Below are 23,533 nucleotides of genomic sequence, written 5' to 3' on the forward strand. Positions count from 1 at the left end.
CGGTCTCAGGCCGGCTCGGCCGGCTCCACCGGCGGCCGCACCGCGTCGGCGCCGCCGAAGCTGTCGTTGAAGGTGAACAGCAGCGAGACGTAGAACACGGTCGAGAACAGCAGCCCCGCCGGCAGCGCCAGCATCGAGGCCGCGCTGTGCGCGCCGAGCAGCGAGAAGACCAGCGCCGCGACGATGCCGAAGACCGTCGCGACGACGAACCAGGCCAGGCCGTAGACGAGGAACGCGCCCTTGCAGCGCCAGACCGCCAGCGTGCTGGAGAACAGCGACTGCGCGACGCCCTGCCGGCCCCAGTGCACCAGCGCCGGCGCGTGCCAGAACGGCACCGACAGCAGCGTGCCCAGCACCAGGCCGACGAAGGCCGCGGTCGTCACGCCGGGCTCGGCCATCAGCGCGTCGAGTTCCTCCTGCGGCACGGTGCCCCGGGCCATCAGCTCCTGCAGGCGCTGCATCGCGCCGCCGGACACCAGGTCGCAGATCACCAGGATCGCGATCGCGCACAGCCCGTACAGCGCGCAAAGCACCAGCAGCGAGGTGCGCCGCCGGGCGTCGCCCTTCAGCGGCTCGACGAACTGCGCCGGCGTCACCGGCCCGCCGATCAGCGCCGACTGCGACGCCACCATGAAGCCCAGCGACAGCATCGGCAGCGACATCATCTGCAGCACGCCGCCGAGGACGGGCACCAGCGACACCGCCAGCGCCGCGAACAGGAACACGGCGAACAGCGCCGTGAAGGCCAGCGGGCGGCGGGCGTAGAGCGCGAAGGCGTCGCGCAGCCAGCGCGCACCACGCGCGGGATCGACGGTCTTCAGTTGCAGCGGCATGCGGGGGTTCAGGAGCTGGGCGTGGCCGGCGGATGCCACGGGTTGTCGATGCGGTCGCGCAGCAGGCGCTCGAAGTGCGCCGGGTCCTTGGGCTGCAGCAGCGCGGCGTCGCGTGGCAGGTGCCAGTCGCGCAGCCGCGAGAGCCAGAAGCGCAAGGCCGCGGCGCGCAGCAGGCCGGGCATCAGCCGGATCTCGGCGTGCGTCAGCGGGCGCACGGCCTGGTAGGCGGCCATGAAGGCGAGCGCCCGTTCCTCGTCGAGGCCGGCGGTCGTCAGGTCGGCGCACCAGTCGTTGAGGCAGACGGCGATGTCGAAGAGCAGCGTGTCGGTGCCGGCGAAGTAGTAGTCGAAGAAGCCGCAGAGGCGGTCCTCGCCGGCGGTCTCGTCGAACATCACGTTGTCGCGGAACAGGTCGGCGTGGATCGCGCCGCGCGGCAGGGCCTGGCCGGCTGCCGAGGCCGCGAGCTGCCGCTGGAACGCGAGCTCGTCCTGCAGCAGCGCGGCCTGCGCGGCGTCGACGAAGGGCAGCACCTCGGGCACCGTGGCGGCCCACCAGTCCAGCCCGCGCAGATGCGGCTGCTCGAGCGGCAGGTCGGCGACGGCGAGGTGGGCGCGGGCCAGCATCTCGCCGACCTGGGCGCAGTGCGGCGCCTCGGGCGAGAGCCGGTGGCTGCCGGGCAGCCGCGTGACCACCGCCGCCGGCTTGCCGGCCAGCGTGTGCAGCAGGCCGCCGTCGGCGTCGGCCTGCGGCGCCGGCACCGGGATGCCGTGCTGCGCCAGGTGCTGCATCAGCGCCAGGTAGTAGGGCAGCTCGTCGCGCGACAGGCGCTCGAACAGCGTCACGACCCACTGGCCGCGTGCCGTCGTCGCGTAGTAGTTGGTGTTCTCGATGCCCGAGCGGATGCCGCGCAGCTCGGTCAGCGCGCCCAGGCCCAGGCGGCGGAGCAGGGCGTCGGCTTCGGCGAAGCCGACTTCGGTGTAGACGGCCACTTCAGGCTCCCGCGGGCGCGGCCGCGGCGCGGGGCTCGGACACGGTGCGCACGGTCAGAACGACAGCATGCGCCAGACGCGCCGGCCCGCCGGATCGCCCGGCTGCGAGGGGTCGCGCGAACCGCTGGACGGCACGATCTCGTAGGGCTTGGAGCCCGGCGCCTTGCCGTGCACGACGATGCTCTGCGTCTGGCCGCGCACCTTGACTTCCTCGATGCGCACGTGGTCGTCCTCGGAGACCTGCCGCTGCACGGCCGGCTCGGGCACCGACGTCGCCTGCGCGGCGGCATCGGGTGGCAGCACCGTCTGCGCCGGGGCGGAGGCCGCCGCGGCCGCAAGGGCCAGCGTCGGCAGGAGGAAGCGGAACGGTCGCGCCATGGCGTGATTCTAGGCGGCCTGCCGCAGCCCGCCGCCTCGCCTGGCCGACAATGGGGCGATGGACGACTCCCGCCCCACGCTGCTGCTGGTCGACGGCTCCAGCTACCTCTACCGCGCCTACCACGCGCTGCCCGACCTGCGGTCGCCCGACGGCTTCCCGACCGGGGCCCTGCACGGCATGGTCGCGATGATGAAACGCCTGCGCGAGCAGGTGCCCGCCGAACACGCCGTCTGCGTCTTCGACGCCAAGGGCCCGACCTTCCGTGACGACTGGTATGCCGACTACAAGGCCCACCGGCCGTCGATGCCCGAGCCGCTGGCGCAGCAGGTCGCGCCGATCCACGAGGTCGTGCGCCTGCTCGGCTGGCCGGTGCTCGAGGTGCCCGGCATCGAGGCCGACGACGCGATCGGCACGCTGGCCTGCGTGGCCAAACGTGCCGGCCACCGCGTTGTCGTCTCCACCGGCGACAAGGACCTGGCCCAGCTCGTCGACGAGCACGTCACGCTGATCAACACGATGAGCAACGAGACGCTGGACCCGGCCGGCGTGCTGGCCAAGTTCGGCGTGCCGCCGCAGAGGATCGTCGACTACCTGACGCTGGTCGGCGACGCGGTCGACAACATCCCGGGTGTCGAGAAGGTCGGCCCGAAGACGGCGGTGAAGTGGATCACCGAACACGGCTCGCTCGACGGCGTGATGGCCGCCGCGGCGACGATCAAGGGCGTGGCCGGCGAGAACCTGCGCCGCGCGCTGGACTGGCTGCCGCAGGGCCGGCGCCTCGTCACGGTGGCCTGCGACTGCGACCTCGCGGCCCACGTCCCCGGCTGGCCGGCGCTGGACGCGCTGGCGCTGCGCCCCGCCGACGAAGCCGGGCTCCTGGACTTCTACCGCCGCTACGGCTTCAAGACCTGGGGCCGCGAGCTGGAGGGCCAGCTCGGCGGCGACGTGCCCGCCGCGACGGCGACCGGCACCGTGTCGGCGGCTGCGGCGATCGACGTCGCACGCGAGTACGAGACGGTGACAACCTGGGAGCGCCTGGACGCCTGGCTGGAACGCCTGCAGGCCGCCGAGCTGGTGGCCATCGACACCGAGACCGACTCGCTGGAGCCGATGAAGGCGCGCATCGTCGGCATCAGCTTCGCCGTCGAACCCGGCCGCGGCGCCTACGTGCCGCTGGCGCACGCCGGCCCCGACGCGCCCGAGCAGCTGCCGCTGGACGCGGTGCTGGCGCGGCTGAAGCCCTGGCTGGAGGACGCCTCGCGCGCCAAGCTCGGCCAGAACCTGAAGTACGACCGCCACGTCTTCGCCAACGCCGGCATCGCGCTCGCCGGCGTGCGCCACGACACGATGCTCGAGAGCTACGTGCTCGAGGCGCACAAGCCGCACAGCCTGGAAAGCCTGGCCGAGCGCCACCTCGGCCGCAAGGGCCTGTCCTACGAGGACCTGTGCGGCAAGGGCGTGAACCAGATCCCGTTCGCCCAGGTCGACGTCGCGCGCGCCACCGAGTACTCGGCCGAGGACAGCGAGATGGCGCTGCACGTGCACCAGGTGCTGTGGCCCGAGATCGAGGCCGACGCCGGGCTGCGCCGCGTCTACGAGGCCATCGAGATGCCGGTGGCCGAGGTGCTGGCGCGCATCGAGCGCCACGGCGTGCTCGTCGACCCGCAGGAGCTGGCGCGCCAGAGCCGCGACCTGGCCGAGCGCATGGTGGCGCTGGAGCAGGAGGTCTACGCGATCGCCGAGCAGCCCTTCAACCTGGGCAGCCCCAAGCAGATCGGCGAGATCCTGTTCGGCAAGCTCGGCCTGCCGGTGAAGAAGCGCACCGCCAGCGGCGCGCCGAGCACCGACGAGGACGTGCTGACCGAGCTCGCCGCCGACTACCCGCTGCCGGCACGCATCCTCGAGCACCGCAGCCTGGCCAAGCTGAAGGGCACCTACACCGACAAGCTGCCGGCGATGGTCAACCCGGCCACCGGCCGTGTGCACACCAACTACGCGCAGGCGGTGGCGGTGACCGGGCGGCTGGCGAGCAACGAGCCCAACCTGCAGAACATCCCGATCCGCACGCCCGAGGGCCGGCGCGTGCGCCGCGCCTTCGTCGCGCCGCCGGGGCACGTGATCCTGAGCGCCGACTACTCGCAGATCGAGCTGCGCATCATGGCCCACATCAGCGAGGACGAAGGCCTGCTGCGCGCGTTCTCCGAAGGCCTGGACGTGCACCGCGCGACCGCCGCCGAGGTCTTCGGCATGCCGCTGGCGGAGGTGACGAGCGAGCAGCGCCGCTACGCCAAGGTCATCAACTTCGGGCTGATCTACGGGATGGGCGCCTACGGGCTGGCGGCCAACCTGGGCATCGAGCAGAAGGCCGCCAAGGACTACATCGACCGCTATTTCGCGCGTTTTGCCGGCGTCAAGCGCTACATGGACGAGACCCGGGTGCGCGCCAAGGAGAAGGGTTATGTCGAGACCGTCTTCGGCCGCCGGCTGTGGCTGCCGGAGATCAACTCCGGCAACGGCCCGCGGCGCAGCGGCGCCGAGCGCCAGGCGATCAACGCGCCGATGCAGGGCACGGCCGCCGACCTGATCAAGCTGGCGATGATCGCGGTGCAGAAGGAGCTGGACGCCAGCGGCCGCGCGACGCGCATGGTGATGCAGGTGCACGACGAACTGGTGCTCGAGGTGCCCGAGGCCGAGCTCGACTGGGCGAAGGACGCGATCCCGCGGCTGATGGCCGGCGTCGCCGCGCTGAAGGTGCCGCTGCTGGCCGAGGTCGGCGTCGGCGCCAACTGGGACGAGGCGCACTGAGCGGCGCGGCTGGCGGCGGGCCGGAGACGGCAGGGGTCAGGAGACGGCAGGGGTCAGGTCTTGCAAGACCTGACCCCGTCTTCCGCAGCGTTCCAAGGCTGCAGGGGTCAGGTCTCAAGAGACCTGACCCCGTCTTTCCCGTCTCGGCCGCGCGCGCTCGCTGACATCGTTCTTTCGACGTTGCTTGCCGCGGGGGCATGCTGCAGGGGTCAGGTCTTGCAAGACCTGACCCCATCTTCGGCGGCGTTCCGAGGCTGCAGGGGTCAGGTCTCAAGAGACCTGACCCCGTCTCCCCCGTCTCCCTCGTCCATCGGTGAGGAAAGATGAAACCACTGCAAGGCCTGGCGCTGCTGCTGTTGCTGCAGGCCGCCGGCGAGTCGCTGACCCACGCGCTGGCGTGGCCGTTTCCCGGCCCGGTCGTCGGCATGGTGCTGCTGCTGCCGCTGCTGCGCTGGCGGGCGGTGCGCGAGCCGGTCGAGGCCACCGCCGGCTTCCTGCTGGCGCACCTGTCGCTGCTGTTCGTGCCGGTCGGTGTCGGCGTCGTCGCCCACCTGGACCTGGTGGTCGAGCACGGCGTCGCGCTGCTGGCGGTGATCGTCGTCTCGACCTGGATCGGCCTGGCGGTGACCGCGCTGGTGCTGCGCCGGCTGCTGCGCGGCGAGGAGGCGGGCGGTGGCTGAGGTCGTCGAACTCTGGGTCTACCTGTCGTCCCGGCCGCTGTTCGGGCTGACCGCGACGCTGGCCGTCTACGTCGCCGCCCAGGCCGTCTACCGCCGGCTGGACCACGCGCCGCTGGCCAATCCGGTGCTGTGGTCGGTGCTCGCGCTGGCCACGCTGCTGGCGGCCACCGGCACGCCGTATCCGGCCTACTTCGCCGGCGCGCAGTTCGTGCACGTGATGCTCGGGCCGGCGGTCGTCGCGCTGGCCTGGCCGCTGTGGCAGCGTGCGGCCGAGGTGCGCCGGCGCGGGCGTGCGCTCGTGCTGGCGGCGCTGGTCGGTGGCGCCGCGGCCGCCGGCAGCGCCGTCGCGCTGGCCTGGGCGCTGGGGCTGCCGCCCGAGGTGATCCGCTCGCTGGCGCCGAAGTCGGTGACGGCGCCGGTGGCGATGGGCATCGCCGAGCAGCTCGGCGGCGTGCCGGCGCTGGCGGCGAGCTTCGCGGTGCTGACCGGGCTCGTCGGCGCGCTGTCGGCGCGCTACCTGTTCGCCTGGCTGAAGGTGCCCGAGTGGCCGGTGCGCGGTTTCGCGGTCGGCACGGCCGCGCACGGCATCGGCGCGGCCCGCGCGCTGCAGGTGCACCCCGACGCCGGCGCCTATGCCGGGCTGGCGCTGGGCTTGCAGGTGCTGCTGGCGGCCTTGTTGATTCCTCTCGTGGCGCGATGGCTGGGCTGACCGCCGGCCCGCCGCGCCGGGTGCCGCGTACGATGCGTCATCCCCGCAGCGAGGAGCCTCCGATGCCCAGGTCGCCGAAGCCCGCCACGCCGGTCGCCACGGGCCGCAAGCCCAAGCCGGCCGCCGCGCCGGCCGTGCGCCCGTTCCTGCGGTTCCACCACTCGCACGAGCTGCGCGTGAAGACGCTGCAGGTGCTGGACAGCGTCGAGGGCGCCGACAAACCTTCCGCCTGTTCAGCGCAGCTCACCGCGCTGGTGCTCGAGCTGACCGAGAGCGGCATGGAGCAGTACTTCCTGCAGCCGCTGAAGGCCACCCAGGCGAACTTCGTCGTCCAGCAGTCGGCCTCGATCGGGCTGTCGGGCGTGCAGAAGCTCATGGGTGGCGTCATCCGCAACATCCTCGCACGCATGGACGACCGGCAACTGCTGTCGGTCTGCGGCTCGATCCGCCAGTTCATGATCTGAGCCGGTGCTGGCACAGGGCCTGCCTCGGTGAAAGTCCCGCCCGCCGTGTCACGGCTTTGTCGCACGGCGTTCATAAACTGACGCCATGGCCGACGAAACGCGCGTCGGCGACCTGGGCGAGCCACCTGCGGCCGCCGTGTCGCCGCCCCCGACCCTGCTCAACCGCGAAAGCTCCATCCTCCAGTTCAACCGCCGCGTGCTCGCCCAGGCGCGCCGGCCCGACGTGCCGCTGCTGGAGCGGCTGCGCTACGTCACCATCGTCTCGTCCAACCTCGACGAGTTCTTCGAGGTGCGGTTCGCCGACCTGGCCGAAGCCTCGCGCCGCCCCGGCGGCGGCGTCTCGCGCGAGGACCTGGCCGCGGTCGCCGCCGCCGCGCACGCACTGATCGACGAGCAGTACGCGCTGCTCAACGACGAGGTCGTGCCCGAGCTGCAGCGCCACGGCATCGTCGTCGTCAACCACGCCGACCGCGACGAGGCCCAGCGCCGCTGGGTGCGCCGCTTCTTCGAGCGCGAGGTGCGGCCGCTGCTGGTGCCGCTGGTGCTGGACCCCAGCCACCCGTTCCCTCTGGTGGCCAACAAGTCGCTGAACTTCATCGCCCGGCTCGGCGGCCGTGACGCCTTCGGCCGCGAGAACTCGATCGCCATCGTCAAGGTGCCGCGTGTGCTGCCGCGCGTGATCCGCCTGCCCGACTCGGTCAGCGGCGGCCGCCAGGCCTTCGTGCTGCTGACCAGCGTCATCCGCGCCCATCTGGAGGAGCTGTTCCCGGGGCGCAGCGTCGAGTCCTTCTCGCAGTTCCGCGTCACGCGCGACTCGGAGCTGGAGTACGACGCCGAGGACGTGACCAACCTGCGCCAGGCGCTGCGCAGCAACCTCAGCAAGCGCCACTTCGGCCTGGCGATCCGGCTGGAGGTGGTGCACAGCTGCCCGCAGGAGCTGCACGACTTCCTGCTGCGCCAGCTGCAGCTGCCCGAGTACGCGCTGTACAAGGTCAACGGCCCGGTCAACCTTGCGCGCCTGACCGAGCTGATCGACCAGGCCGGCAGCGACGATCTGCGTTTCCCGCGTTACGAGCCGGTCTGGCCGGCCGCCGACCTGCCGCCCGGGCGCTCGATCTTCGACCGGCTGCACGACGGCGACGTCGTGCTGCACCATCCGTTCGAGAGCTTCGAGCCGGTCGTGCAGTTCCTGCGCGAGGCGGTCGAGGACCCGGACGTGCTGGCGATCAAGCAGACGATCTACCGCACCGGCAGCCAGAGCGTGCTGATGGACCTGCTGATCGAGGCGGCGCGCCGCGGCAAGGAGGTGATGGCCGTCGTCGAGCTGACCGCGCGTTTCGACGAGGAGGCCAACATCAACTGGGCCGAGCGCCTGGAGGCCGTCGGCGCTCAGGTGGTCTACGGTGTCGTCGGCCTCAAGACCCACGCCAAGCTGATGCTGGTGACGCGGCGCGAGCACGGCCGGCTGCGTCGCTACGTGCACCTGTCGACCGGCAACTACAACCCGAAGACCGCGCGCCTGTACACCGATCTCGGTTATCTCAGCACCGACCCCGAGCTGACCGCCGACGCCGACGCCGTCTTCCAGCAGCTTGCCAGCCAGGGCCGCATGCGCATGCGGCGCATGCTGACCGCGCCCTTCGTGCTGCATCGCCGGCTGATCGCACACATCGCGCAGGTCGCCGAGGCGGCGCGTGCCGGCCGTCCGGCGCGCATCGTCGCCAAGGTCAACGCGCTGACCGACCCGGGGCTGATCGCGGCGCTGATGGACGCCGGCCGCGCCGGCGCGAAGATCGACCTCGTGATCCGCGGTGCCTGCATGCTGCCGCCGGGTGTGCGGGGGCACACCGACACGATCCGCGTGCGCTCGGTCGTTGGCCGTTTCCTCGAACACACCCGGGTGCTGTACTTCCGCTGGGGCGAGGGCGACGACGACGAGGTGCTGTACCTGTCCAGCGCCGACTGGATGAGCCGCAACATGTTCCGCCGCATCGAGCTCGCCTGGCCGGTGCGCGACGCGGCGCTGCGCCAGCGCATCGTCGACGAGGCGCTGGTGCCCTATCTGCACGACGAGCTCGACGCCTGGACGCTGGATGCCGACGGCGCCTACCGCCGTGTCGCCGAGGCCGGCATCAGCGCCCAGCAGGCGCTGACACGGCGCTACCGCTGAGCCGGAGCCGCCGCATGGACCTGATCCTCTGGCGCCACGCCGAAGCCTTCGACGCCCGCGAGGGCCAGAACGATCTCGAGCGCGAGCTGACGCCCAAGGGCGAACGCCAAGCGCGGCGCGTCGCCGCGTGGCTCAATCGCCAGCTCCCGGCCGGCACGCGGGTGCTCGCCAGTCCGGCGCGGCGTGCGCAGCAGACCGCTGCCGCGCTGGAGCGGCGCATCAAGACCGTGGCCGAGCTCGCGCCCGACGCTTCGGTCGAGGCGCTGCTGCACGCCACGCGCTGGCCCGAGGCGCGCGAGCCGGTGCTCGTCGTCGGCCACCAGCCGATCCTCGGCCTGACCGCGGCGCTGCTGCTGTCCGGCGAGATCCAGGCCTGGACGGTGCGCAAGGCCGGCGTCTGGTGGCTGCGCTCGCGCGAGCGCGGCGACACGCTGCAGGTGGTGCTGCACGCCGTCGTCGGGCCCGAGGCGGTCTAGGAGTCAGCGCGGCAAAAGCCGCGGCGCCTGCGGCGCCGCGTTCAGCGCGGCAGCAGCAGCTTGCGCGGCCCCGAGCGCGCCCAGGTCTGCGCTTCTTCCTCCAGCAGGAAGACGGTGCGCGGATGGGCCTTGGCCCAGGCGGCGTCGTAGGCCAGCACGGCGTCGCGGCCGCGCACACGCAGCGCCAGCGCCTTGGCGTCGACGTCGGCCCGTGCGTGGCACTTGATCGCCGCCAGCCGCAGGCACATCACCTGCCAGCCCAGCAACTCGCTGCTGAGCGCATCCTCGATCTTGCGCAGGCCGCCACGCTGGCCCAGCACGAGCTGGCCGATGCGCCGCTGCTGGCTCTGCGAGAAACCCGGCGCGTCGACGTGCGCCAGCAGGTAGGCGCTGTGGCGGTGGTGGTCGTGGTGCGAGACCATCAGCCCGATCTCGTGCAGGTCGCAGGCCCAGCCGAGCTCGCGCCGGACCTCGGCGTCGGCGTCCGGCATGACGCCGTCGAACAGCGCCAGCGCCACGGTGGCGACACGCCGCGCCTGCTTGACGTCGACATCGAAGCGGCGCTGCAGCTCGTGCACCGAGGCGTCGCGCATGTCGCTCGGGTGGCTGCGCCGCAGCGCGGCCAGGCGCTCGTGCAGGTCGACGACGACGCCCTGGCGCAGCGCGCCCTTGGCCGGCCACAGCGTGGCGATGCCGAAGTTCTCGGCCAGCGTCTGCAGGATCGCCAGGCCGCCGGGGATGACGGCGCGGCGCTCGGGCTTGAGGCCCGGCAGGTCGAGCCGGTCGACGTGGCCGGCGGCGATGCAGCGCTGCTCCAGCCAGGCCAGGCCCTCGGGCGTGATGCGGCCGTCGCTGACGCCGCTGGCGGCGAGGATCTGCGACACCGCGCCGGCGGTGCCCGACGAGCCCAGCGCCTGCTGCCAGTGGCGCGACGAGAACGGCTCCATCGCCTCTTCGAGCTCGGCGCCGGCGGCCACGCGGGCGGCACGGAAGGCCTCGGCGTCGATGCCGCCGTCGCCGAAGAAACGCAGCGACAGGCTGACGCAGCCCACCGCGAAGGACTCGGCGCTCACCGGCGTGCGGCCGCGGCCGAGGATCAGCTCGGTCGAGCGCCCGCCGATGTCGACGACCAGGCGCGGCTCGTCGGCCGGCTGCAACTGGGCGACGCCGGCGTAGATCAGCCGCGCTTCTTCACGCCCGGAGATGACCTCGATCGTGTGGCCCAGCGCCTCCTGGGCGCGCAGCAGGAAGGCGTCGCGGTTGCGCGCCTCGCGCAGCGTCTGCGTCGCCACCGCTCGCACCTGCGCCGGCGCAAAACCGGTCAGGCGCGCGGCGAAACGCCGCAGGCAGTCCAGGCCGCGCTGCACCGCTTCTTCGGTCAGCAGGCCCTGGTCGTCGAGGCCCGCACCGAGGCGGACCATGTCCTTGTAGTAGTCGCTGCGGCGGTAGCGGCCGCGCTGGATCTGCGCGATCTCGAGCCGGAAGCTGTTGGAGCCCATGTCGACCGCGGCCAGCGGCAGGTCGGGCGAGGTGATGTCGGCCATGGGCCGATTGTGCAAGAGGGCTCTCACGGCGCCGTGACGGCGTTCCTAGAATCGATTCGACTTGTTTGAGGTCAAGGAGGCGAACATGCAACAAGCCGAGTTCGATTCCCTGGTGTCGCCACGCGACCCCAACCGGCGAGACTTCGTGCGCACCGCCGTCGGCGGCAGTTTCGCTGCCGCGGTGCTGCCGGTGGCGGCGCAGACGGTGGTCACGACCGACAGCGCCGGCCTGGTCGCCGGCGAGGTCACGATTCCCGTCGGCGACTTCCGCATGCCGGCCTACCGCGCCGCACCGGCCAACCGCGCGAACGCGCCGCTGGTGCTGGTCGTCAGCGAGATCTTCGGCGTGCACGCGCACATCGCCGACGTCGCGCGGCGCTTCGCCAAGGCCGGCTGCTACGCCGTCGCGCCGCAGCTCTTCGTGCGCCAGGGCGACGCCGCGGCCTACACCGAGATCCCCCGCCTGATCAGCGAGGTGGTCTCCAAGGTGCCTGACGAGCAGGTGATGCGCGATCTCGACGCGAGCGTGGCCTGGGCGAGCGGGCAGGGCGCCGACACGACGAAGGCCGGCATCACCGGCTTCTGCTGGGGCGGGCGCATCACCTGGCTGTACGCCGCGCACAGCCCGCAGATGAAGGCCGGTGTCGCCTGGTACGGGCGGCTGGTCGGCGACAAGACGGCGCTGCAGCCGATGCACCCGGTGGAACTGGCGTCGCAGCTGCGTGCGCCGGTGCTGGGCCTGTACGGCGGCCAGGACAGCGGCATCCCGCTGGACGGCGTCGAGCGCATGAAGGCCGCGCTGGCCGGCGGCAGCGTGGCGGCGAAGCAGTCGCGTTTCGTCGTCTATCCCGAGGCGGGACACGCCTTCCACGCCGACTACCGGCCCAGCTACCGCGCCGACGCGGCGCAGGACGGCTGGAAACGCGCGCTGGCCTGGTTCGCCGAGCACGGCGTGGGCTGAACCCGGGTCTCAGCGGTTCGGCGCCTCAGGGCGGCGGCCAGTCCGCGTCGGGCGCACGCGGCGCCTCGGCCGGTGCCTGCGGTGCCGCGGTCGGCGCCAGCACCGGCGGCGGCACGTCGACCGCGCGCTGCACGAAGGCGTCGACCAGCTTGTCGGCGATCTTGTCGAACACCGGGCCGGCCATGCGTGTCATCACCACGCTGTCGAACTCGTAGTCGAGCAGGAAGTTGACCTTGCAGGCGTCCTCGGCCAGCACCTTCAGCTGCCATTCGCCGTAGAAGCGGCGGAACGGGCCGCGCTCCAGGTGGATGGCCATGAACTCGGGCCGGCGCTTCGGGTTGCGCGTGCGGATCTCGAAACCCACGCCCTTGAAGCGGATGCTGATGTCGGCCGAGACCACGCTGTCGTCGCGCACGAGGATCGTCGCGCCGGCGCACCAGGGCAGGAAGGCCGGGTAGTGCTCGGCGCCTTCGATCAGGTCGAAGAGGTGGCTGGCCGGGCGGGCCACCAAGGCGCTGCGGCGGACCTGCACGACCTAGGCCCGTTCGGTGCGTGAGCCCGTCATCGGGCGATCATCGAGCCGAGCAGGGCGCCGGCGGACAGCAGCGCGGCGAACCACAGCTCCAGGCGGAAGGTGCGGAACAGGATCTCGTTGAAGGCGATGCCGCGCGGGCAGTGCACGAAGTCGCGGCGCAGCTGCAGCGTCGACGGCAGCAGCACCAGCGGCAGCAGCAGCGTCCAGGACTGCGACAGCAGCGCCATCGGCACGAGCAGCACGAACGGCAGCAGCAGCAGCACCGTGTACAGCGCCACCGAGCCCGATTCGCCGAAGGTCACGGCGAAGGTGCGCCGGCCGACGAGCCGGTCGTGCGCGATGTCGCGGTGGTTGTTCACCGCCAGTGCCGCCGCCGCCACCGAACCCAGCGCCACCGAGGCGAGCACGGTCACGAGGCCGAAGCTGCCGGTCAGCACCCAGTCGGTGCCGACGACGGCGATCAGGCCGAAGAACACGAAGACCGTCAGCTCGCCGTAGGGCGTGTAGGCGATCGGCTTGGGGCCGCCCATGTAGGCCAGCGCGGCCAGCAGCGACGCCACGCCGATGGCCAGCACCGGCCAGCCGCGGTAGGCGACGAGCGCGACGCCGAGTGCCGCGGCCAGCAGCGCCGCGACGACGATGCCGGCGCGCACGTGGCGCACGCTGAGCCAGCCGTTGGCCGTGGCGCGCGGCAGCCCGGTGCGCGTGCCGGTGCTCTCTCCGCCGCGCACCGTGTAGCCGACGTCGTTCTGCATGTTGGTGATGACCTGCATCAGCAGGGCGGCACCGAGCACCAGCAGCGCGGCGATCATGTCGATCGCGCCGGTGCGGTCGAAGCCCAGCGTCGCGCCGACGAGCACCGGGCTCACGGCCACCGGCAGCGTGCGCGGCCGCACGGCGACGGCCCACGCCTCGACCGATCCGGTGCGGACCGCGCGCGTGCTGTTCACCGTGGCTCTGTCTCCGGGCATGTACGCGGACTCCGTGCGGGCGAGGGAAAACGAGGGTTCGATTGTCCGCGTCGCGGGGCGACGCGCTGCTTGTGCAACATCAAGCGGTGCCGGAAGGCGCCGCCGCCGCCGGGCGGGTGCCGACATGCACGCTGGCGATGCCGAAGCTGAGGTCGTGCCAGCGCACCTGCTCGAAGCCGGCCGCGGAGATCATCGCCGCGAAACGCGGCTGGTCCGGGAAGCGCCGGATCGACTCGACCAGGTAGGTGTAGGCCTCCGGCGAGGCGGCGATCCACGCGCCCAGGCGCGGGATCACGGTGAACGAGAACAGGTTGTAGAACGGCCTGAGCCACCACGCCGGCGTCGAGAACTCCAGGCACAGGAAACGCCCGCCGGGCTTGAGCACGCGGTGGATCTCCTTCAGCGCGTCGTCGATGCGGGTCGCGTTGCGGATGCCGAAGGAGATCGTCAGCGTGTCCACCGAGGCGTCGGCCAGCGGCAGCTGCTCGGCGCTGCCGAGCATCCAGTCGACGTGGGCGTGGCCGCGCGAGCGGCCGACATCCATCATCTCGGCGCTCGGGTCGACGACGGTCACGCGGCGGTCGGCCGCGGCCATCAGCGCGGCGACGTCGCCGGTGCCGCCGGCGAGATCGACGATGTGCTGGCCGGCCTGCGGCGCGGCCATGCGCACGAAACGACGCTTCCAGAGCCGGTGGATGCCGAAGCTCATCAGGTCGTTCATCAGGTCGTAGCGCGCCGCGACGGCGCTGAAGACGCGGCGGATGCGCTGCTCGCGCTCGCGCTCGTCCACGCTCTGATAGCCAAAACTGCGCGACAGCGGCGTGGGATCGTTCATGGGTGCGGAGGTCGTTCGGGCAAGGGGTGTCAGGCGGTCTCGACACTTTAACTGCCCGGCCGAAAGCCCGTCGGAAGCGGTCCATCCCGTTGACCTGTGTCAACCGACGGGTCGGCGGGGTGACTAAGGTTCGCCCCTAGGTCAGGCTCGAAGCGCACCGGCGTTCGAGATGTCTTCATGAGAACGCCCATCCCTCCCGACGACAGCACCCCCCATCGCCCGTCCGCCAGCGTGCTGAAGATCGCGAACCTCGACGCCGGCGCCTCGATGTGCTGGCAGCCGCCGCAGGCTTCCAATCCGCTGGTGCAGGCGATGCCGCACGGCGAGGCCCAGACGGCCCGGTCGCTGTACGAGGCCGCGCTGCGTGGCCTGGCCGCGCGCGCCGACGAGCCGATCGCGGTGTCGGCCCGCGTGCCGTTCTGCGCCGCGCACTGCTTCTGCTGCGACCGGGACATCCGCGCCGCGCAGCCCGACGACGTCATCGACGACTACGTCGCCGGCCTGGTCGAGGAGATCCGCGAAGTCGCGCAGCTGCTCGGCGGCCGGCGCGAGGTGCTGCAGTTCCACCTCGGCGGCGGCACCGCCAGCGAGCTGACCGGCTCGCAGCTCGCGCGCCTGGTGCAGGCGATGCAGTCGGAGTGGCGCATGCCGGCGGACATCGACATGTCCTGCGAATGCGACCCGCGCCGCGTCAGCCAGACGATGTTCGAGGTGCTGCGCGGGCTGGGCTTCCGCCGTGTCTCGCTGGGTGTGCTCGATCTCGACCCCGGCGTGCAGCAGGCCATCGGCCGGCGCCAGTCGGCAGCGCTGATCGACGACGTCTGCGAGCTCGCGCGTTCGGCCGGCATCGAGTACATCAACCTCGACGTCATGATCGGTCTGCCGCGCCAGACGATGGCCAGCTGGTGCACGACGATCGACCGCCTGATCGCGATGGGCCCCGAGCGCATCCGTCTGGCGCGCTACCACCACCGGCCCTGGCATGCGCCGGCGCAGGTGGCGATCGACACCGAGTCGCTGCCGTCGCCGGCGCTGATGGCCGAACTCGCGCGCGCCAGCGCCGAGATGCTGCGCAATGCCGGCTACCGCTGGATCGGCGCCGACCAGTTCGTGCTCGAGCACGACGACCTGTCGCACGCGATGGACGACGGCCGGCTGCGCCGCAGCCTGATCTCCTACACCGCCGCGCCGGCCACGCCGCTGATCGGCCTGGGTGTCGGCGCGGTCGGCGAGGTCGACGGCGCGATGTTCTGGAACGACGGTTCGCAGGCCGCCTGGCGCAACGCGCTGCGCCACGGCCGTCTGCCGGTGGCCCAGGCGCGCCCGGCCACGCCCGGCAGCGTGCAGCGCCGCGCCGCCGTCGAGCGCCTGCTGTGTTCGCTGGAGCTGCCTGCCGCGCAGGCGCAGGGGCTGGAAGAAGGGTACGGCCGTCTGGCCGCGCGCGAGGCCGACGGCCTCGTGCGTGTGTTCGACGACCGCATCGTCGTCACCGAGACCGGGCGCCACGCGCTGCATGCGCTGTGCACCGAGCTCGACGAACCCGGCGCACAGCCGGAAGGGAGGTCCGCCCGGTGCGGTTGCTGAAACGGCGCACGGCGGCGGCATTCGGTGCCGCGGCCGTGGGCCTGGTCCTCGCGCTGGGGTTTCCGGCGCTCTTTCCGTCCGAGGCCGATGCGGCAGCTGCCGCCGCGGCTCCCGTCCTGGCGCCAGGCGCCGCGCCGGTGGTTCCGGCCACCGAGACCGCGCCGCCGCACCGTCCGCTGCGCGACAACCGGCCGCCGCAGGCGCCCGACCCGCAGGAGCCGCTGGTCTTCGGCGGCTATCCCGACGCGCCGGCCTTCAGCGTCGTGCCGCGCAAGCCGCACCTGGGGCTGTACCCGTGCAGCCAGTGCCACAAGGTGCTGCCGCTGAACAAGCAGCCGCGGGCGCTGGTCGCCGCGCCGCACGTCGCCTCGCTGCCGCACGGCGGCGGCCGCATGTGGTGCCTGGACTGCCACGTCGGCGAAGACCGCGACTGGCTGCGCACCATCGACGGCCGGCGTGTCGACTTCGACCAGTCGCAGCTCGTCTGCGGCCAGTGCCACGGCCCGCGCCACCGCGACTGGGCTTTCGGCGCCCACGGCAAGCGTGACGCCAACTGGCAGGGCGACCGCACGATCTACGCCTGCACGCACTGCCACGACGCGCACGACCCCAAGATTCCGCCGCGCGAGGCCGCACCGCCGCCGCCGGTGCGTGCCGGCCTCGAACGCCCGGCGCTGACGCCGGCGCACGCCGCGCCCGTCTGGCAGCGCGCCGCTTCCGGAGCCCGATGATGAACCGCAAGCCCGACCCCGATCCGCCCGGCGGCGACGGCGCAGGCTTCCAAGCCTTGCGCCGCCGATTCCTCACCGGCGTGGCCGCCGCCGGCGGCGCCGCCGCGACCGCCCACGCCACCGGCGCCTGGGGTGGCCAGACGCTACAGGATGCGATGGGCAGCCTGCTGCAGGACCACTACCAGCGCATGACGAAGGACGAGATCCACGCCGCGCTGCAACGCATCGAGCGCAACGCCAGCCGCCGCTATGGCGTCGAGACCCGCTGCGAGGACGTGCCGCCGCTGCCGAACACCGTCTTCGGCTACGCGCTGAACATCAGCAAGTGCAAGGGCTACCGCGACTGCGTCGAGGCCTGCGTCAAGGAGAACAACCTCGGCCGTGACTCGCAGATGCAGTACATCCGCGTGCTGCAGATGCCCGACGGCACGATGGACCTGGAGAAGGCCGAGCACTACTACGACGCCAAGCAAGTCCCGGTGCCCGGCCACTGGTATCTGCCGGTGCAGTGCATGCAGTGCGACAACCCGCCCTGCGTGAAGGCCTGTCCGACCAAGGCCACCTGGAAGGAGCCCGACGGCATCGTCGTCGTCGACTACGACTGGTGCATCGGCTGCCGTTACTGCATGACGGCCTGCCCGTACTGGGCACGCCACTTCAACTGGACCGAGCCGCAGATCCCGGCGGCCGAGTTCAACCCGAACCTCAGCTACCTCGGCAACCGTCCGCGGCCCAGGGGCGTCGTCGAGAAGTGCCACTTCTGCACCCAGCGCACGCGCAAGGGCCGCCAGCCGGCATGCCAGGAAGCCTGCCCGACCGGCGCACGCATCTTCGGCAACCTGCTCGACCCGAACAGCGAGATCCGCTGGGTGCTCGAGCACAAGACCGTCTTCCGGCTGAAGGAGGACCTCGGCACCGAGCCCAAGTTCTGGTACTTCAGCGACGACCGGGTGAGTCCGGCATGAATCTCTCCCGCTTCGTGCTCGACGGCCTGCGTGCGATGGCCTCCGGCGGCGCGGCCTACCGGCGCTGGCTGGCCGCGCTGGCGGCGGTGATCGCCGCCGGCCTCTTCGCCTACGGCGGCCAGCTGCAGCAGGGCATGGTCGTCACCGGGATGAGCGACCAGGTCTCCTGGGGCTTCTACATCGCCAACTTCGCCTTCCTCGTCGGCATCGCGGCGGCGGCGGTGCTGCTGGTCATTCCGGCCTATCTGTTCCACCGAGGCGACGTCAAGCAGGTCGTCATCTACGGCGAGGCGCTGGCGGTCGCCGCGGTGGTCGCGGCGATGCTCTTCGTCACCGTCGACATCGGCCGGCCCGAGCGCATCTGGCACATGCTGCCGCTGGTCGGGCGCTTCAACTGGCCGCAGTCGATGCTGGCCTGGGACGTCGTCGTGCTCGTCGGCTACCTGCTGCTGAACCTCGGGCTGCCGGCCTACGTGCTGCACGCGCGCTGGCGCGGCGAGGAGCCGGTGACCGCGCGCTACTTCCCGGTGGTCGTGGTCGCGATCTTCTGGGCGGTGTCGATCCACACCGTCACCGCCTTCCTGTTCTCGGCCAACGCCGGGCGGCCGCTGTGGCACAGCGCGCTGCTGGCGCCGCGTTTCATCGCCTCGGCCTTCGCGTCGGGGCCGGCGCTGATCATCCTGGCACTGCTGGCCTTGCGCCGCTGGGGCGGGTTGGCCGTGAAGCAGTCGGTCATCGACCTGCTGGCGGTGGTCATGACGGTGGCGCTGCAGATCAGCCTGTTCTTCGTCGGCGTCGAGCTGTTCACCGACTTCTACAACGAGACCTCGCACGCGGCCTCGATCCGCTACCTGTTCTTCGGCCTGGCCGGCGCCGGCCAGCTGCAGCCCTGGATCTGGAGCGCGCTGGCGCTGAACGTCGTCGCGGTGGTGATCCTGTCGATCCACCCGCTGCGGCGCACGCCGCGGCTGCTGGCGCTGGCCTGCGGCCTGGCCTTCCTCGGCATCTGGATCGAGAAGGGCATGGGCCTGGTGGTGCCCGGCTACATCCCGACGCCGCTGGGCGAGATCTTCGAGTACGCGCCGAGCTGGCGCGAGTGGCTGGTGTCGGCCGGCATCTGGGCCTGCGGCGCGCTCGTCTTCACGCTGCTGGCCAAGGCCGCGCTGGCCTTCGACACCGGCCGCGCGCGGGCGCGGCCGGCGGCCGACGTCAAGGCGTCTTGAGGATCCAGTCGATCACGAGCTTGAGATCGGCGTCGCTGATGCGGGCCGGCGGGGTCGGCGTCATCGGCACCTTGCCGAAGATGCCGACGCTGCCCTTGCGCACGCGTTCGGCCATCACGGCCGGGGCGCCGGCCTGACCCTTGTACTTCTTCGCGATCTCCTGGTAGCTGGGGCCCAGGCCCTTGGCGACGGGCTGGTGGCAGACGGCGCAGCCGGCCTTGGTGGCCAGTTCGGCCGGCGTCGCGGCGAGGGCGCCGGAAGCGGCGAAAACGGTGCTGGTGGCGAGGATGAGAGGCGTGAGTTTCATGTGTTTCATTCGGCCAAAGGGAGCGTGCGACTGTCTTGAGCCGCGTCAGTTCCGCTTTCTTGACAGAGGTCTGCCCCGTGTCAAAATCAGTTGACACTTTGGGGTGACATGACGACCTTACAGCGGTGCGCCATCCGGTGCCGGGTCGTCGGAGGAAGTCGATGAACATGCAGACCCGCATCGAACAGGCGCTGGAGGCGGCGGTTGCCGCCCAAGAGGGCGCCGGTTGCCCCCCGAAGCTGGCGGCGGCGATCCGCCACGCGGTGTTTCCCGGCGGTGCGCGCATCCGTCCTCAGCTGTGCATCGCTGTCGCGATGGCCAACGGCGACACCGACCCCGAACTGGCCGATGCCGCCGCGTCTGCGATCGAGCTGATCCACTGCGCCTCGCTGGTGCACGACGACCTGCCGTGTTTCGACGACGCGCCGACGCGCCGGGGCCAGCCCTCGGTGCACAAGGCCTACGGCGAACGCCTGGCCGTGCTCGCCGGCGACGCGCTGATCGTCACCGCCTTCCAGACCCTGGGTGCCGCCGGTGCCCGCCACCCGGAGCGCATGGCGCGCGTGCTGCAGACCGTGGCCCGCGGCGTCGGCACGCCGCTGGGCATCATTGCCGGCCAGGCCTGGGAGTGCGAGCCGCGTGTCGCGCTGTCCGACTACCAGCGCGCCAAGACCGGCGCCCTGTTCGCTGCGGCCACGGCCGCCGGTGCGCAGGCCTCGGGTGGTGACGGAGAGACCTGGCGTGCGCTCGGCGACTGGCTGGGCGAGGCCTATCAGGTGGCCGACGACGTGCGCGACGCGCTCGCCGACCCCGAGCAGCTCGGCAAGCCGGTCGGCCGCGACGTCGCGCTCGGCCGTCCGAGCTCGGCGATCCAGCACGGCCTCGTGGGCGCCGTCGAACATTTCGAGCGCCTGGTGCAGGGCGCGATCGATGCCATCCCCGACTGCAAGGGTGCCGGCATGCTGCGCCAGATCGTGCGCATGGAGTCCGAGCGCCTGGTGCCCAAGGCCTGGTGCGCCAACATCGAAGCGCTCGCCGCCGAGCGCGCCGCGGTCCGCGCCGCCACGATCCAGACCGCCTGACATCCCGATGGACCGAGCCGAGACGAGGCCGCAGGCCGGGCCGCGCCGTTCCCCGACGCTGGCCGAACGCTTTCGCGACTGGAAGCACCGCACGATCGCCCGCCCCGGGTTCCAGAAGTGGGCCGCGGCCTTCCCGCTGACCCGCCCGGTGGCGCGCAAGCACGCCCGCGAGCTCTTCGACCTGCTGGCGGGCTTCGTCTATTCGCAGATCCTGCTGGCCTGCGTGCGCCTGGACGTGTTCCGCATGCTGGCCGACGGCCCGCTGCCGCTGGCCACCGTCGCCGAGCGCTGCGGCCTGAGCCTGGAGGCGACACGTCGCCTGGTGGCGGCTGCCGACTCGCTCGAGCTGCTGGACCTGCAGAGCGGGGACCTCGTCACGCTGGGGCGCCTGGGTGCGCCGCTGGTCGCCAACGAGGCGATCACGGCGATGGTCGAGCACCACGCGACGCTGTACGGCGACCTGACCGACCCCGTGGCGCTGCTGCGCGGCCAGGGGCGTCCGGCGATGGCCGGCTACTGGCCGTATGCCGCGGCCGCCGATGCCGGCCCCGGCCTGCCGGCGACGCTGGCCACCGAGAAGGTCGCCGAGTACTCCAAGCTGATGACGGCCTCGCAGCCGCTGGTGGCGCGCGAGGTCATCGCCGCCTACCGCTTCGGCCGGCACAAGGTGCTGATGGACGTCGGTGGCGGCGAGGGCGCTTTCGTGCGCTGCGTGGCCGCCGAGGTGCCGGGTGTCGAGCTGCGGGTCTTCGACCTGCCGGCCGTCGCCGAGCGTGCCAACGAGAACTTCCGGCGCTGGGGTCTGGCCGGCCGCGCCCAGGCTTTCGGCGGCGACTTCTTCGCCGACGAGCTGCCGCGTGGTGCCGACGTGATCTCCCTCGTCCGCGTGGCCTTCGACCATCCGGATGAACGGGTGTTGACGCTGTTCAAGAACGTGCGCCGGGCCTTGCCGGACAACGGCACGCTCGTGCTCGCCGAGGCGATGGCCGAGGTGCCCGGCGTCGAGCCGATCGGCGACGCGTACTTCGGCTTCTACCTGCTCGCGATGGGCCGCGGCCGTCCGCGTTCGGCGGCCCGCCTGACGCAGCTGCTGCACGAAGCCGGCTTCGCCAGCGTCCGTTCCCTGCCCACGCACATGCCGCTGCAGGCGGGTGTCCTGGTGGCGCGCTGCACTGCTTAAGGTTTCCTGATCTAAGGCATGTCCAGCCACCTTGACACACTGAACTGTCAGCTTAAGATGACGTCGTGATGTTGAAGCCGATGAAGCACCGTTCGCCGACGTGGCCTGTGATGCCGCCGATGGTCCGTCCGCTCTCGGCATGGAGGGCTGCATGAAGACTCAAGCCATCGTGCTCGAGCAGCCCGAGCGCCTGGTTCTCCGTGAACTCGAGCTGACGCCGCCGACCGGCGAGGATCTGGTCGTCGACATCGAGTACAGCGGGATTTCCACCGGTACCGAGAAGCTGCTGTGGAGCGGCCGCATGCCGGCCTTCCCCGGCATGGGCTATCCGCTGGTGCCTGGCTACGAATCCGTCGGCCGCGTCGTGCAGGCCGGCGCCGATGCGCACCACAAGGTGGGCGAGCGCGTCTTCGTGCCCGGCGCCCGTTGTTACGGCGAGGTGCGTGGCCTGTTCGGCGGTGCCGCGTCGCGGGTCGTCGTCGCGGACTCGCGCGTCTGCGCCGTGTCCGACAGCCTGGGTGAACAAGCCGTGCTGCTGGCGCTGGCCGCGACCGCCTACCACTCGGTGGCCGGCGGCGGCAAGCGCACGCCGATCGTGCCGCCCGACCTGATCGTCGGCCACGGCGTGCTCGGCCGTCTGCTGGCGCGCATGACCGTCGTCGCCGGTTTCCCGGCGCCGACCGTCTGGGAAACCAACCCGCTGCGTGCCGAGGGTGCCACCGGCTACACGGTCGTGCATCCCGACGAAGATCCGCGCCGCGACTACCGCGCGATCTTCGACGTCAGCGGCGACTCGTCGATCCTTGATCGTCTCGTCGAGCGCCTGGCGCGCGGTGGCGAGATCGTGCTGGCCGGCTTCTACACCGAGCCGCTGCACTTCAATTTCGCGCCGGCGTTCATGCGCGAAGCCCAGATCCGGTGTGCTGCCGAATGGCAGCGCCCCGACCTGCTGGCCGTGAAGGAACTGGCCGAGACCGGGCGCCTGTCGCTCGACGGCCTGATCACCCACCACGCCAGCCCGTCCGACGCCGACGCCGCCTACCGCACGGCTTTCGGCGATCCGGACTGCCTGAAGATGGTCCTCGACTGGAGCAGTACACGATGAGTCAGACCACCTCGCCCGTCATCCTCATGCGCGACGAGCGCCTGAAGAACGAGGCGGCGATCGAACCGGATGCGGTATCCACGGCCCCGGTGACCAAGACCACGCAGATCATCGCGATCTACGGCAAGGGCGGCATCGGCAAGAGCTTCACGCTCGCCAACCTGAGCTACATGATGGCTCAGCAGGGCAAGAAGGTCCTGCTGATCGGCTGCGACCCGAAGAGCGACACGACGAGCCTGCTGTTCGGCGGCAAGGCCACGCCGACGATCATCGAGACCAGCTCGAAGAAGAAGCTGGCCGGCGAGGCCGTCTCGATCGGCGACGTCTGCTTCAAGCGCGACGGCGTGTTCGCGATGGAGCTCGGCGGCCCCGAGGTCGGCCGCGGCTGCGGCGGGCGCGGCATCATCCACGGCTTCGAGACCCTGGAGAAGCTCGGCTTCCACGACTGGGGCTTCGACTACGTGCTGCTCGACTTCCTTGGCGACGTGGTCTGCGGCGGCTTCGGTCTGCCGATCGCCCGCGACATGTGCCAGAAGGTCATCGTCGTCGGCAGCAACGACCTGCAGTCGCTGTACGTGGCCAACAACGTCTGCAACGCGGTCGAGTACTTCCGCAAGCTCGGCGGCAACGTCGGCGTGGCGGGCATGGTGATCAACAAGGACGATGGCACGGGCGAGGCCCAGGCCTTCGCCGCCAACGTCGGCATCCCGGTGCTGGCCGCGATCCCGGCCAACGAGGACATCCGCCGCAAGAGCGCCGCCTACGAGATCGTCGCCCGTCCGGGCACGACCTGGGGCCCGCTGTTCGAGCAGCTCGCGACCAACGTCGCCGAGGCGCCGCCGGTGCGTCCGACGCCGCTGTCGCAGGACGCGCTGCTGGGCCTGTTCTCCTCGGAGAGCACCGGCCGCGACGTCGTGCTCGAGCCGGCGACCGTGCAGGACATGCTCGGCAAGGACGAGATCGTCCGCCCGACGCTCGAAGTCGTCTACGACGCCGCCTGAGACC

23 protein-coding genes are annotated in these 23,533 nt (G+C 71.7%); 15 read left to right on the forward strand and 8 right to left on the reverse strand.

All coding sequences use genetic code 11. The features are described from left to right. Positions 1–5: 5 nt before the first annotated feature. Genes RBXJA2T_RS09225 through RBXJA2T_RS09235 form a run of 3 tightly spaced genes read right to left on the reverse strand, consistent with a single transcriptional unit; the run spans position 6 to position 2,200 of the window. The gene (locus tag RBXJA2T_RS09225; protein ID WP_009857082.1) at positions 6–833 is read right to left on the reverse strand and encodes a BPSS1780 family membrane protein; all 828 of its coding nucleotides are present in this window, start codon (positions 831–833) and stop codon (positions 6–8) included. An 8-nt stretch (positions 834–841) separates the two neighbouring features. Further along, entirely contained in the window at positions 842–1,822 is a 981-nt protein-coding gene (locus RBXJA2T_RS09230; RefSeq protein WP_009857083.1) for a homoserine kinase, read from the reverse strand. A 54-nt stretch (positions 1,823–1,876) separates the two neighbouring features. After that, positions 1,877–2,200, reverse strand: coding sequence for a hypothetical protein (locus RBXJA2T_RS09235; protein ID WP_009857084.1), 324 nt, complete (start codon positions 2,198–2,200; stop codon positions 1,877–1,879). Positions 2,201–2,258: 58 nt separating this feature from the next. Between RBXJA2T_RS09235 and polA the strand changes: the two genes are divergently transcribed. The 6 genes from polA (at position 2,259) to RBXJA2T_RS09265 (ending at position 9,505) form a co-directional block, all read left to right on the forward strand. Next, positions 2,259–5,006 (forward strand): DNA polymerase I, encoded by a 2,748-nt coding sequence (polA, locus tag RBXJA2T_RS09240; RefSeq protein ID WP_009857085.1) that lies wholly within the window; start codon positions 2,259–2,261, stop codon positions 5,004–5,006. 323 nt (positions 5,007–5,329) lie between these two features. After that, positions 5,330–5,686 (forward strand): CidA/LrgA family protein, encoded by a 357-nt coding sequence (locus RBXJA2T_RS09245; protein ID WP_009857086.1) that lies wholly within the window; start codon positions 5,330–5,332, stop codon positions 5,684–5,686. After that, entirely contained in the window at positions 5,679–6,395 is a 717-nt protein-coding gene (locus RBXJA2T_RS09250) for an LrgB family protein (protein ID WP_009857087.1), read from the forward strand. Before RBXJA2T_RS09245 ends, RBXJA2T_RS09250 begins: the two co-directional genes overlap by 8 nt. Positions 6,396–6,457: 62 nt before the next feature. Continuing rightward, complete coding sequence (locus tag RBXJA2T_RS09255; protein ID WP_009857088.1) at positions 6,458–6,859, forward strand: hypothetical protein; 402 nt, start codon at positions 6,458–6,460, stop codon at positions 6,857–6,859. 85 nt (positions 6,860–6,944) lie between these two features. Further along, the gene (ppk1, locus tag RBXJA2T_RS09260; RefSeq protein WP_009857089.1) at positions 6,945–9,029 is read left to right on the forward strand and encodes a polyphosphate kinase 1; all 2,085 of its coding nucleotides are present in this window, start codon (positions 6,945–6,947) and stop codon (positions 9,027–9,029) included. 14 nt (positions 9,030–9,043) lie between these two features. Next, the gene (locus tag RBXJA2T_RS09265; RefSeq protein ID WP_009857090.1) at positions 9,044–9,505 is read left to right on the forward strand and encodes a SixA phosphatase family protein; all 462 of its coding nucleotides are present in this window, start codon (positions 9,044–9,046) and stop codon (positions 9,503–9,505) included. Between the two features lie 41 nt (positions 9,506–9,546). On the opposite strand, the gene ppx is transcribed toward RBXJA2T_RS09265, so the two are convergent. Continuing rightward, positions 9,547–11,049: an exopolyphosphatase gene (ppx, locus tag RBXJA2T_RS09270; RefSeq protein ID WP_009857091.1), complete on the reverse strand. Its 1,503-nt coding sequence runs from the start codon at positions 11,047–11,049 to the stop codon at positions 9,547–9,549. Positions 11,050–11,134: 85 nt separating this feature from the next. On the opposite strand from ppx, the gene RBXJA2T_RS09275 reads away from it, so the two are divergent. After that, positions 11,135–12,010 carry a dienelactone hydrolase family protein gene (locus RBXJA2T_RS09275; protein ID WP_029718822.1) on the forward strand — a complete coding sequence of 292 codons (876 nt, stop codon included), beginning with the start codon at positions 11,135–11,137 and terminating at the stop codon, positions 12,008–12,010. 25 nt (positions 12,011–12,035) lie between these two features. Here RBXJA2T_RS09275 and RBXJA2T_RS09280 read toward each other — a convergent pair whose 3' ends face one another. The 3 genes from RBXJA2T_RS09280 to ubiE form a co-directional block, all read right to left on the reverse strand. Beyond that, on the reverse strand, positions 12,036–12,542 hold the full coding sequence (locus RBXJA2T_RS09280; RefSeq protein WP_009857093.1) for a type II toxin-antitoxin system RatA family toxin: 507 nt from the start codon (positions 12,540–12,542) through the stop codon (positions 12,036–12,038). 29 nt (positions 12,543–12,571) lie between these two features. Then, on the reverse strand, positions 12,572–13,495 hold the full coding sequence (menA, locus tag RBXJA2T_RS09285; protein ID WP_009857094.1) for a 1,4-dihydroxy-2-naphthoate octaprenyltransferase: 924 nt from the start codon (positions 13,493–13,495) through the stop codon (positions 12,572–12,574). A gap of 100 nt (positions 13,496–13,595) precedes the next feature. Then, positions 13,596–14,351, reverse strand: a complete 756-nt coding sequence (ubiE, locus tag RBXJA2T_RS09290) for a bifunctional demethylmenaquinone methyltransferase/2-methoxy-6-polyprenyl-1,4-benzoquinol methylase UbiE (protein ID WP_009857095.1) — start codon at positions 14,349–14,351, stop codon at positions 13,596–13,598. Between the two features lie 177 nt (positions 14,352–14,528). Here ubiE and RBXJA2T_RS09295 point away from each other — a divergent pair, with 177 nt between their 5' ends. The 4 genes from RBXJA2T_RS09295 to dsrP all read left to right on the forward strand — a co-directional run bounded on the left by RBXJA2T_RS09295 (position 14,529) and on the right by dsrP (position 18,854). After that, the gene (locus RBXJA2T_RS09295) at positions 14,529–15,935 is read left to right on the forward strand and encodes a coproporphyrinogen-III oxidase family protein (protein ID WP_081467612.1); all 1,407 of its coding nucleotides are present in this window, start codon (positions 14,529–14,531) and stop codon (positions 15,933–15,935) included. Between the two features lie 137 nt (positions 15,936–16,072). After that, positions 16,073–16,666 (forward strand): hypothetical protein, encoded by a 594-nt coding sequence (locus tag RBXJA2T_RS09300; RefSeq protein ID WP_009857097.1) that lies wholly within the window; start codon positions 16,073–16,075, stop codon positions 16,664–16,666. After that, entirely contained in the window at positions 16,666–17,631 is a 966-nt protein-coding gene (locus tag RBXJA2T_RS09305; RefSeq protein WP_009857098.1) for a 4Fe-4S dicluster domain-containing protein, read from the forward strand. The genes RBXJA2T_RS09300 and RBXJA2T_RS09305 overlap by 1 nt, the downstream gene beginning before the upstream one ends. Then, positions 17,628–18,854 (forward strand): sulfate reduction electron transfer complex DsrMKJOP subunit DsrP, encoded by a 1,227-nt coding sequence (dsrP, locus tag RBXJA2T_RS09310; RefSeq protein ID WP_009857099.1) that lies wholly within the window; start codon positions 17,628–17,630, stop codon positions 18,852–18,854. The genes RBXJA2T_RS09305 and dsrP overlap by 4 nt, the downstream gene beginning before the upstream one ends. On the opposite strand, the gene RBXJA2T_RS09315 is transcribed toward dsrP, so the two are convergent. After that, the gene (locus tag RBXJA2T_RS09315; protein WP_009857100.1) at positions 18,841–19,161 is read right to left on the reverse strand and encodes a c-type cytochrome; all 321 of its coding nucleotides are present in this window, start codon (positions 19,159–19,161) and stop codon (positions 18,841–18,843) included. The two genes, dsrP and RBXJA2T_RS09315, sit on opposite strands and share 14 nt — an antisense overlap. A 161-nt stretch (positions 19,162–19,322) precedes the next feature. Here RBXJA2T_RS09315 and RBXJA2T_RS09320 point away from each other — a divergent pair, with 161 nt between their 5' ends. The 4 genes from RBXJA2T_RS09320 to RBXJA2T_RS09335 all read left to right on the forward strand — a co-directional run bounded on the left by RBXJA2T_RS09320 (position 19,323) and on the right by RBXJA2T_RS09335 (position 23,529). Continuing rightward, on the forward strand, positions 19,323–20,243 hold the full coding sequence (locus RBXJA2T_RS09320; protein ID WP_009857101.1) for a polyprenyl synthetase family protein: 921 nt from the start codon (positions 19,323–19,325) through the stop codon (positions 20,241–20,243). Positions 20,244–20,250: 7 nt separating this feature from the next. Then, positions 20,251–21,423, forward strand: a complete 1,173-nt coding sequence (locus tag RBXJA2T_RS09325) for a methyltransferase (protein ID WP_009857102.1) — start codon at positions 20,251–20,253, stop codon at positions 21,421–21,423. Positions 21,424–21,574: 151 nt separating this feature from the next. Continuing rightward, a complete protein-coding gene (gene bchC / locus RBXJA2T_RS09330; RefSeq protein ID WP_037290611.1) occupies positions 21,575–22,528 on the forward strand; it encodes a chlorophyll synthesis pathway protein BchC in 954 nt (317 codons plus the stop codon). After that, positions 22,525–23,529, forward strand: a complete 1,005-nt coding sequence (locus RBXJA2T_RS09335) for a chlorophyllide a reductase iron protein subunit X (RefSeq protein WP_009857104.1) — start codon at positions 22,525–22,527, stop codon at positions 23,527–23,529. Before bchC ends, RBXJA2T_RS09335 begins: the two co-directional genes overlap by 4 nt. The last annotated feature ends 4 nt before the right edge of the window (positions 23,530–23,533 follow it).

The sequence above is a fragment of the Rubrivivax benzoatilyticus JA2 = ATCC BAA-35 genome (assembly GCF_000190375.1).
GTDB classification, from domain to species: Bacteria; Pseudomonadota; Gammaproteobacteria; order Burkholderiales; family Burkholderiaceae_C; genus Rubrivivax; species Rubrivivax benzoatilyticus.

Excerpts from the sequence above, each read along its gene's own strand:
- RBXJA2T_RS09225 (WP_009857082.1), bottom strand. The coding sequence starts at position 833 with ATGCCGCTGCAACTGAAGACCGTCGATCCCGCGCGTGGTGCGCGCTGG.
- RBXJA2T_RS09235 (WP_009857084.1), bottom strand. The coding sequence starts at position 2,200 with ATGGCGCGACCGTTCCGCTTCCTCCTGCCGACGCTGGCCCTTGCGGCC.
- polA (WP_009857085.1), top strand. The coding sequence starts at position 2,259 with ATGGACGACTCCCGCCCCACGCTGCTGCTGGTCGACGGCTCCAGCTAC.
- RBXJA2T_RS09245 (WP_009857086.1), top strand. The coding sequence starts at position 5,330 with ATGAAACCACTGCAAGGCCTGGCGCTGCTGCTGTTGCTGCAGGCCGCC.
- RBXJA2T_RS09255 (WP_009857088.1), top strand. The coding sequence starts at position 6,458 with ATGCCCAGGTCGCCGAAGCCCGCCACGCCGGTCGCCACGGGCCGCAAG.
- ppk1 (WP_009857089.1), top strand. The coding sequence starts at position 6,945 with ATGGCCGACGAAACGCGCGTCGGCGACCTGGGCGAGCCACCTGCGGCC.
- RBXJA2T_RS09265 (WP_009857090.1), top strand. The coding sequence starts at position 9,044 with ATGGACCTGATCCTCTGGCGCCACGCCGAAGCCTTCGACGCCCGCGAG.
- ppx (WP_009857091.1), bottom strand. The coding sequence starts at position 11,049 with ATGGCCGACATCACCTCGCCCGACCTGCCGCTGGCCGCGGTCGACATG.
- RBXJA2T_RS09275 (WP_029718822.1), top strand. The coding sequence starts at position 11,135 with ATGCAACAAGCCGAGTTCGATTCCCTGGTGTCGCCACGCGACCCCAAC.
- ubiE (WP_009857095.1), bottom strand. The coding sequence starts at position 14,351 with ATGAACGATCCCACGCCGCTGTCGCGCAGTTTTGGCTATCAGAGCGTG.
- RBXJA2T_RS09295 (WP_081467612.1), top strand. The coding sequence starts at position 14,529 with ATGAGAACGCCCATCCCTCCCGACGACAGCACCCCCCATCGCCCGTCC.
- RBXJA2T_RS09305 (WP_009857098.1), top strand. The coding sequence starts at position 16,666 with ATGAACCGCAAGCCCGACCCCGATCCGCCCGGCGGCGACGGCGCAGGC.
- dsrP (WP_009857099.1), top strand. The coding sequence starts at position 17,628 with ATGAATCTCTCCCGCTTCGTGCTCGACGGCCTGCGTGCGATGGCCTCC.
- RBXJA2T_RS09315 (WP_009857100.1), bottom strand. The coding sequence starts at position 19,161 with ATGAAACTCACGCCTCTCATCCTCGCCACCAGCACCGTTTTCGCCGCT.
- RBXJA2T_RS09320 (WP_009857101.1), top strand. The coding sequence starts at position 19,323 with ATGAACATGCAGACCCGCATCGAACAGGCGCTGGAGGCGGCGGTTGCC.
- RBXJA2T_RS09325 (WP_009857102.1), top strand. The coding sequence starts at position 20,251 with ATGGACCGAGCCGAGACGAGGCCGCAGGCCGGGCCGCGCCGTTCCCCG.
- bchC (WP_037290611.1), top strand. The coding sequence starts at position 21,575 with ATGAAGACTCAAGCCATCGTGCTCGAGCAGCCCGAGCGCCTGGTTCTC.
- RBXJA2T_RS09335 (WP_009857104.1), top strand. The coding sequence starts at position 22,525 with ATGAGTCAGACCACCTCGCCCGTCATCCTCATGCGCGACGAGCGCCTG.